Raw genomic sequence first — 8202 nt, forward strand, 5'->3', positions numbered from 1 at the left:
TAGCAAATAAAAAAAAATAAATTTAATCACTTTACCTTTACAAGTCATATAAAAAAGTTGACACTCTCACAAGAAATTGATAATATTAATTGTAAAAGGTTTTGTATATCAAAATACTTGATACATAAAATTTTAACTTAAAAATGTTGAACTGTCAAGTTAGAGTGATGGCTCTTTTTCCCTGATTACTCGGGCTTTTCATTAATTTTTAATAAGAAAAGGAATAAAAAATGACTAAAAAATACGCTATGACTGCTACAGAAGTGATGGAAGTTATTCCGAACCGCTATCCTATCATGTTTATTGACTACGTTGATGAAATTTCTGAAAATAAAATTGTTGCAACGAAAAATGTAACGATTAACGAAGAAGTTTTTAATGGACATTTCCCTGGTAATCCAACTTTCCCTGGTGTTTTGATTCTTGAATCACTCGCTCAAGCTGGTTCAATTTTGATTCTCAAAAAAGAAGAATTTCAAGGAAAAATGGCTTATATTGGTGGAATTGATAAAGCAAAATTCCGTCAAAAAGTCACTCCTGGTGATGTAATGAAACTTGAATTTGAAATTACAAAATTCCGTGGAAAAGTAGGAACTGCTGATGCCGCAGCTTATGTTGATGGTAAAAAAGTAACCACTTGTCAGTTCACTTTCATCGTTGATGAAGCAGCTGAACAAACAAACTAAAAAAAATTTACTGACAGTCTTTGTCAGTAAATTTTTTTATTATATACAGGATTTGTCAGTAAATATCTTAACTCTCCTGCATTTTTTTAATAAAGGATTGTAAAATTTCAATATGTTCTTCCAACTTTTCAAGAATAATAGATTCATTTGCAATGTGGCATTGTTCATGCTGTCCTGGTCCAAAAATAACCGTTCTAATCCCAACATTTTCAAAAAATCCTTGATCATTAGAACCCGAAGCCGCCGTTGTTTTCGCGCCAGATAAGTCTGTCAGTAACTGAATGAATGGAGCTTGATTATCGGTCAAAGTTGATAAAACAGGTGTCACAATATCTTCATAAGTAAAATGATACTGCACAGCTAACTCACTCATGACTTGCTCAAATACCTCTTCCAATTCAGGAGTTAAACGACAGTCAACCACAAGTTCAGCGAAGTCGGCTGTTTTATTAGGAGAATTTTCATCCCCAGAGAGAATTGATGTCACTACAAAAGTTGGCAGACCAAGCTGACTATTTTTGTAAATTTTCAAGTCTTCAACGATTTGCTCAATATTTTCTAGAAAATAAGTAACCGCCCCTAAAGCGCTTTGCTGAAAATGTTCTTGTACCGAAGCATGACCAGCCTTCCCAGAAAAATGTAGCTTCATAAAATGATTTCCACGTTGCCCAATATAAATCTTCTCTAAATCAGTTGGTTCTGCAATAATGCAACAAGCTGAGTCATAGCTCCAATTTTCACTAAAATAACGAGCAAAATCTTCTGAACCCTTACCATCAAGTTCTTCGTTAGCCGTCCCCACGACCCAAATATCTTGACTTAAATCTTTACCAATAAAACTTGCAGCAGCAAGTAAGTTTCCAACATCGCCACCTTTCATATCACTCGCACCAAGTCCAAAGAGTTTTCCCTCTTCTACTCTTGCATCGGTAGGCGAAAATTTCCAGTCAGCTAAATGACCTGAAACGACAGTATCAACATGCCCAGTTAAGATAATGGCTTCTTTTTTTTGTTCTTTTTTACCTTTTGCTTTAATTTGTCCGGCGACAAAAGTTTCTTTGCGAATAACAAAATCAAATTGCTTCTCAATAAACCATTTTTCAAGAAATATTAAAATCTCTTCTTCATTTCCTGAACTTGACGGAATATTAACCAAACTTTTTAATAAGTCTACAGCTTTTTCCATAAATTTCCACCAAACTATTTATTATTTTCAGAAAGCGTGTAGTTCTTTTGAATATCTTTATTAATTTGTCCGTTCTTCAATTCTTCTTTAATGACAGAATTGACAACCTTTGTTAATTCATCTGAACCTTTAGGAAGTGCAACCGCTGAACCATAACTATCTTTTGGCGTTTTTACATCCACATTAGCAATCGCTAAATCTGAATTAGCTGCGACATAACTCTTAGCAATAAGGTTTTCAATCACGGCTCCTTGTACTTGTCCTCCTTTGACTTCATTGATTTCATCGCCAATTTGTGGCAAGGCAATCTCTGTTGCTCCTTTGAATTGACTGGTTACAATTCCTTCTTGAGTTGACCCTTTTTGTGCCGCTACTTTTTTACCTTTGAAATCATCTACTGAACGATATTTACTTAAATCAGATTTTTTTACAACTAAATAATTACTTGCTGTATAATATACATCTGAGAAATTGACAGATTTTTCACGACTAGGTTCTTTTGAAATGCCCGAAATCGCAATATCTGCTTTTCCTGTATTTAAACTAGCTAAAACATTGTTAAAGTCCATGCTTTCAATTTTCACTTTAACCCCTAGTTTTTTACCAATAGCATTGGCCAAATCAACATCAGAACCCACGACTGTATTCTTACCATCTTTAATAATTTGGAATTCAAAGGGTGGATAATCTGGAGATAAAGCAACTTTCAATACGCCAGCTTTTTTTACTTTATCCACTTGATTAGTAGCCGATTTTCCATTTCCACAAGCTGCTAATGTTGCTACTGCGGCCAAACCGACCATTCCCAATGCTAATTTTTTCATCTTCTTGTTCATCCTTAAACCTCTTTTATAAATAGAATAAGTATAATTATACATTTTAAAATTATTTTGTCAAGAATTTTTGCATATTTATATTATAATTATTTAATAAACAAAGATTTTTAGATAAAAACTGTACTTTTATACTTGATTCAAAATAAAAATTCACTCAATGAGTGAATTTTTATTAATTATTAATCAATCCATTGCACGTAATTCTAATACCATATCACGTAACTGAGCAGCTCCTTCAAAGTCGAGGGCGCTAGCCGCTTGTTGCATTTCTTTTTCAAGTTTTTTGACTAATGCTTTACGTTCTTTCTTAGTCATCGCACTTGCATCAACTTCTTCAATCTCACCAGAATCAGTTTTCTTAGTAATGGCAATCAAATCACGAATTTCTTTTTTGATCGTTTGAGGTGTGATTCCATGTTCTTCATTATAAGCCATTTGAATTTCACGCCGACGGGCTGTTTCATCCATCGCATGTTTCATTGAACGCGTTATTTTATACTTTTGACCCTCGTATTCTGTATAATAACCACTATCTAAGATTTCTTTATCCGCAGGATCATTTTCATCAAGGGCTTTAGCCATATCAGAATAAAGAATAACATGGCCTTCACTATTACGTGCTGCACGACCAATGGTCTGAATCAAGCCACGCTCATTACGTAAAAATCCTTCTTTATCAGCATCCAAAATCGCGACTAAAGAAACTTCTGGCACATCTATCCCTTCGCGAAGCAGATTTATTCCCACCAGAACATCAAAGACTCCTAAACGCAAATCCCGAATAATTTCGGTTCGTTCTAATGTTTTGATATCCGAGTGCATATATTTAACTTTTATCCCCATTTCCTTGAAATAGGCAGTTAAATCTTCTGACATCTTTTTAGTCAAAGTCGTGACGAATACTCGTTCGTTTTTCTCAGCTCGTTTATGAATTTCACCAACTAAATCATCGATTTGTCCCATCATTGGTCGAACTTCTACGACAGGATCTAATAGACCTGTTGGACGAATAATTTGTTCAACAATGGTATCGGTCTGCTCCATCTCATAATCCCCAGGGGTTGCTGAAACATAAACAATTTGATGCACATGACTTTCAAATTCTTCTCTTTTTAAAGGACGGTTATCGAGGGCTGAAGGCAGGCGGAATCCATAATTACAAAGCATTTCTTTACGGGCTCTGTCACCGTTATACATTCCTTTTACTTGCCCCATTGTCATGTGTGATTCATCAATCATAATCATGAAATCATCAGGAAAGAAATCAAGCAAAGTATACGGAGGTTCGCCTTCCTCGCGCCCATCCATATGACGTGAATAGTTTTCAACACCATTACAATAACCCATTTCACGGAGCATTTCGATATCGTAGTTGGTTCTTTGTTCTAAACGTTGAGCCTCAAGAAGTTTTCCTTCTGAGCGGAAAACTTTTAGTTGTTCTTCTAATTCTGCTTCTATCTTGGCAATTGATTCTTCCATACGGTCATCATTTGTCATGAAATGTGTCGCTGGAAAAATTGCCAAATGGTCTACTTCACCTAAAACTTGTCCGGTCAAAACTTCAATTTCACGGATACGGTCAATTTCATCACCGAAAAATTCAACACGAAAGGCATGTTCATCACGAGAGGCTGGAAAAACTTCTACAACATCCCCACGAACTCGGAAACAGCCCCGTTGAAAGTCAATATCATTTCGCTCAAATTGAATTCCTACCAAATCATTTAAAAGTTGGTCACGAGAAATTTCTTGACCTGGGCGCAATGAAACCACCGAATCTTGATACTCTTTGGGTGAACCCAAACCATAAATACAAGAAACTGAGGCCACAACAATCACATCATTACGTTCCAATAAGCTTGAGGTCGCACTATGACGCAATTTATCAATTTCATCATTGACCGAACTGTCTTTTTCAATATAGGTGTCAGAACTTGGAACATAGGCTTCGGGTTGATAATAATCATAGTAGGATACGAAATACTCGACTGCATTATTTGGAAAAAACTCTTTAAATTCACTGTATAATTGACCAGCCAGTGTTTTATTATGAGCCATAACAAGAGTAGGTTTACCTGTCCGTGCAATCACTTGACTCATGGTGTAAGTTTTCCCTGTTCCTGTTGCTCCACGTAAAATTTGAGCTTTTTCCCCATTCTCAATATTATCTACTAACTCAGCAATCGCCTCACCTTGGTCACCGGCTGGCTCATATTTTGAAACAAGTTCAAATTTATTATCTGTTATTCTTTCTATAGCCATTCTTTTTCCTTTAATTCTTTTCTATTATCTTTGAAAAATAATCTAATGCTTGATGATAAACATCATTTTTAAAGCCAAAATCCATTTTACGAATTTCAGAAAGTCCTAAAAATTGATAAGTTGAAAATTCAATTTCTTCAGGATGGCTTTCAAGATTAATTTTTGCTTCTTCATGCAATCGGACAAGAAAATAATGTTGTTCTTGGCCAGCATAAGTCCAAGTTGGAAATTTCATCTCTTTAGGAAAATCATATTTTAAAGTTCCTGGATATTGTCCAATGATTTCAAAATCTTTTGTGCCAATTTCTTCTGAGAGTTCTCGAATAATGGCTGTCTCTGGTTTTTCACCAGCTTCAATTCCACCTTGTGGGAAGCCCCAGCTCATCCCGTCTGCTCGTTTACCTAGCCAAATTTTGTTTTCTTTATTGAGAATAATGGCTGCAACATTTTGTCTGTATTCTTTCATTTTTATCCTCTTTTTAGTATTAGGTTTACTGAATTCTATAGATGTAAAATTTGTCTTATTATTAATCTTCTAATACAATTTTACCATTTTCATCGCTAAAAATATGCTATAATTAATCTATATTCAAAAAAAGATAAGGAAGTTTTATTAATAATGAATCGTGATGAAATTCAAGCAAATTTAATCAAAGCAAGTCACATGATTAGCATGGACGATATTATTCGTGAAGGTTATCCAACTTTACGTGAAGTGGCAAATGATGTAACCTTGCCATTGTCAGATGAAGACATTATCTTAGGAGAAAAAATGTTGCAATTCTTACATAATTCTCAAGATCCTGTCATGGCTGAAAAAATGGGACTCCGTGGTGGAGTTGGACTTGCAGCAAACCAACTTGGCTTGCTCAAAAAAGTCATCGCCGTTTTGATTCCAAATGAACCTGAAGTTGATGAAGATGGAAATGAAATTCCACCTAAAGAAGCTTACAAAATGCGCGAAATCATGTATAATGCAAAAGTGGTTAGTCACTCTGTTCAAGATGCGGCTGTTGAAGGTGGCGAAGGTTGTCTTTCTGTTGACCGTGAAGTTCCAGGTTACGTCGTTCGCCATGCTCGTGTAACTGTGGAATACTACAACAAGGAAGGCGAAAAGAAAAAAATTCGCTTAAAAGATTTCCCAGCAATTTGTGTTCAACATGAGATTGATCACACTAATGGTGTTATGTTCTATGACCACATCAATATGAATGACCCTTGGGAAATTAAAGACGGTATGATTATTGTTAAATAATCACCAAATTTACTGATGAATTTATGAATAGAAAAATTACTGACAGAATTTCCGTCAGTAATTTTTTATTTCATTTTCTACTTTTTAATTCTTGTCAGTAAAAGTTACTGACAAGTTTTTAGAAAATGATAAAGGTAAATTATTATTTAGCAATTTTTGCAAAATATTCAAGAGTACGAATCAATTGAGCAGTGAAACTCATTTCATTATCATACCAAGCAGCTGTTTTAACTAATTGTCCACCGTCTTTTAGGTCAGTCACTTCAGTTAATGTAGCATCAAAAAGTGAACCGTAAGCCATACCGATAATATCAGATGAAACAATTTCATCAACGTTATAGCCAAAGCTTTCATCAGCGGCAGCTTTCATTGCTTCATTGATTTCGTCAACTGTAACGTGTTTTTCAAGTACAGTAACAAGTTCGGTAATTGAGCCTGTTGGAGTTGAAACACGTTGAGCATGACCTTTCATCAAACCAGAAAGTTCAGGCAAAACAAGACCAATTGCTTTAGCCGCTCCACTTGATGCTGGAACAATGTTTTCGGCAGCAGCACGCGCACGACGGAAGTCTCCGCCACGATGCGGACCATCAAGGGTCATTTGGTCACCAGTATAAGAGTGAACAGTAGTCATTGTTCCACCTTTAACACCAAAGTTTTTATTTAAGGCATCGGCCATTGGTGCTAAACTATTTGTAGTACAAGAACCGGCAGAAATAACTGTTTCAGTTCCGTCAAGAATTGTGTGGTTTGTATTGAAGACAACAGTTTTAACATCATTTCCACCAGGTGCCGTAATCAAAACTTTCTTAGCTCCACCAGGATGCAAATGTTTTTCAGCTTTTTCTTTAGTCGCAAAGAAACCTGTGGCTTCAAGCACAATTTCAACACCAGAATCAGCCCATTGAATGTCTTCCGGATTACGTTCAGCCGTAACTTTCACAAATTTTCCGTTGACATCAAAACCATCTTCTTTGACTTCAACAGTCCCTTTAAAACGACCTTGAGTTGTATCATATTTTAGCAAATGTGCAAGCATTGCTGGGTCTGTCAAATCGTTGATATGCGCAACTTCAACTCCTTCGACTTCTTGAATTCGACGTAATGCCAAACGTCCAATACGACCAAAACCGTTAATACCAACTTTAACTACCATGATGTAGTCCTCCGTTTTTTTATTTAGATGATGAGATTCTTCTCTTTTTTTGCTATAATAGAAATAAATAATTATAGCTATTAGGGATATCTCTTATCTCTAATATAAATGATACTACTTTTTTACCCTAGTGTCAATCTTTTTTAATTTAAAATGTTTAAGGAGCTTCATCATGAAATTATCATCTGGTTGGGAACAATCTGTTTATGTATTACTTATTTTGGCACGACTTCCTGAAAATCGGACCATGTCATCAATTGCACTTGCCAATCGTCTCAAAGTTTCGCCTTCATATCTCAAAAAAATTATTAAATCTTTAGTTGATGAGGGACTTTTACGCTCTACTCCAGGAAAAAATGGCGGTTTTTCACTCAATAAAGACCTTCATGATATTAGTTTTTACGATGTCTTTTTGGCCATCGAAGGACGGGGTCGAATTTTTCAAAGTCAAGGTCTTTTGCAAAATTTTATTGGTTCAGAGTCTGGCAAAGCAAAGCGTTGTGCCATTACAAGCGCTCTTGATGAAATTGAAAATACACTTGTCAGAACACTATCAAATGTTTCACTAGCCCAAGTTGCTGACGAAACTCAATATAATTATAATCTTGGTTATCTTGATGAGTGGATTGAAGAAATGGATTAAAGAATTTACTGACAGAGCTGCAATTCATTACGAACAATGAAGTTACAAATAGAAAAATTACTGACGAGATTCACGTCAGTTCAATGCGACCAAGGGGAGCATTGAAGTTGGGGATAAAAAAATTGCTGACAAGATTCATGTCAGTTCAATGCGACTACGGAGAGCATTGAAGTTGTAG

At 35.5% G+C, this 8202-nt stretch carries 8 protein-coding genes; 3 read left to right on the forward strand and 5 right to left on the reverse strand.

Features of this window, described 5'->3' with window-relative positions; all coding sequences use genetic code 11:
* Positions 1 to 230 precede the first annotated feature (230 nt).
* Positions 231 to 686 carry a 3-hydroxyacyl-ACP dehydratase FabZ gene (gene fabZ / locus HFD15_RS10650; protein WP_003130498.1) on the forward strand — a complete coding sequence of 152 codons (456 nt, stop codon included), beginning with the start codon at positions 231 to 233 and terminating at the stop codon, positions 684 to 686.
* A 67-nt stretch (positions 687 to 753) separates the two neighbouring features.
* Here fabZ and HFD15_RS10655 read toward each other — a convergent pair whose 3' ends face one another.
* From HFD15_RS10655 to HFD15_RS10670, 4 genes are all read right to left on the reverse strand, one after another.
* Entirely contained in the window at positions 754 to 1872 is a 1119-nt protein-coding gene (locus HFD15_RS10655; protein ID WP_167593610.1) for a M20 family metallopeptidase, read from the reverse strand.
* A gap of 14 nt (positions 1873 to 1886) precedes the next feature.
* A complete protein-coding gene (locus tag HFD15_RS10660; protein WP_010905441.1) occupies positions 1887 to 2696 on the reverse strand; it encodes an ABC transporter substrate-binding protein in 810 nt (269 codons plus the stop codon).
* Between the two features lie 195 nt (positions 2697 to 2891).
* Positions 2892 to 4970, reverse strand: a complete 2079-nt coding sequence (gene uvrB / locus HFD15_RS10665) for an excinuclease ABC subunit UvrB (protein ID WP_023189444.1) — start codon at positions 4968 to 4970, stop codon at positions 2892 to 2894.
* Between the two features lie 10 nt (positions 4971 to 4980).
* Positions 4981 to 5442 (reverse strand): RNA pyrophosphohydrolase, encoded by a 462-nt coding sequence (locus HFD15_RS10670; RefSeq protein ID WP_308858979.1) that lies wholly within the window; start codon positions 5440 to 5442, stop codon positions 4981 to 4983.
* Positions 5443 to 5589: 147 nt separating this feature from the next.
* On the opposite strand from HFD15_RS10670, the gene def reads away from it, so the two are divergent.
* The gene (gene def / locus HFD15_RS10675; RefSeq protein WP_003130816.1) at positions 5590 to 6225 is read left to right on the forward strand and encodes a peptide deformylase; all 636 of its coding nucleotides are present in this window, start codon (positions 5590 to 5592) and stop codon (positions 6223 to 6225) included.
* A gap of 142 nt (positions 6226 to 6367) precedes the next feature.
* On the opposite strand, the gene gap is transcribed toward def, so the two are convergent.
* Positions 6368 to 7381, reverse strand: a complete 1014-nt coding sequence (gene gap, locus HFD15_RS10680) for a type I glyceraldehyde-3-phosphate dehydrogenase (protein ID WP_003130818.1) — start codon at positions 7379 to 7381, stop codon at positions 6368 to 6370.
* Positions 7382 to 7553: 172 nt separating this feature from the next.
* Between gap and HFD15_RS10685 the strand changes: the two genes are divergently transcribed.
* Positions 7554 to 8024: an Rrf2 family transcriptional regulator gene (locus HFD15_RS10685; RefSeq protein WP_058208345.1), complete on the forward strand. Its 471-nt coding sequence runs from the start codon at positions 7554 to 7556 to the stop codon at positions 8022 to 8024.
* The last annotated feature ends 178 nt before the right edge of the window (positions 8025 to 8202 follow it).

Source organism: Lactococcus sp. EKM203L (assembly GCF_011800585.1).
Taxonomy (GTDB): Bacteria; Bacillota; Bacilli; order Lactobacillales; family Streptococcaceae; genus Lactococcus; species Lactococcus lactis.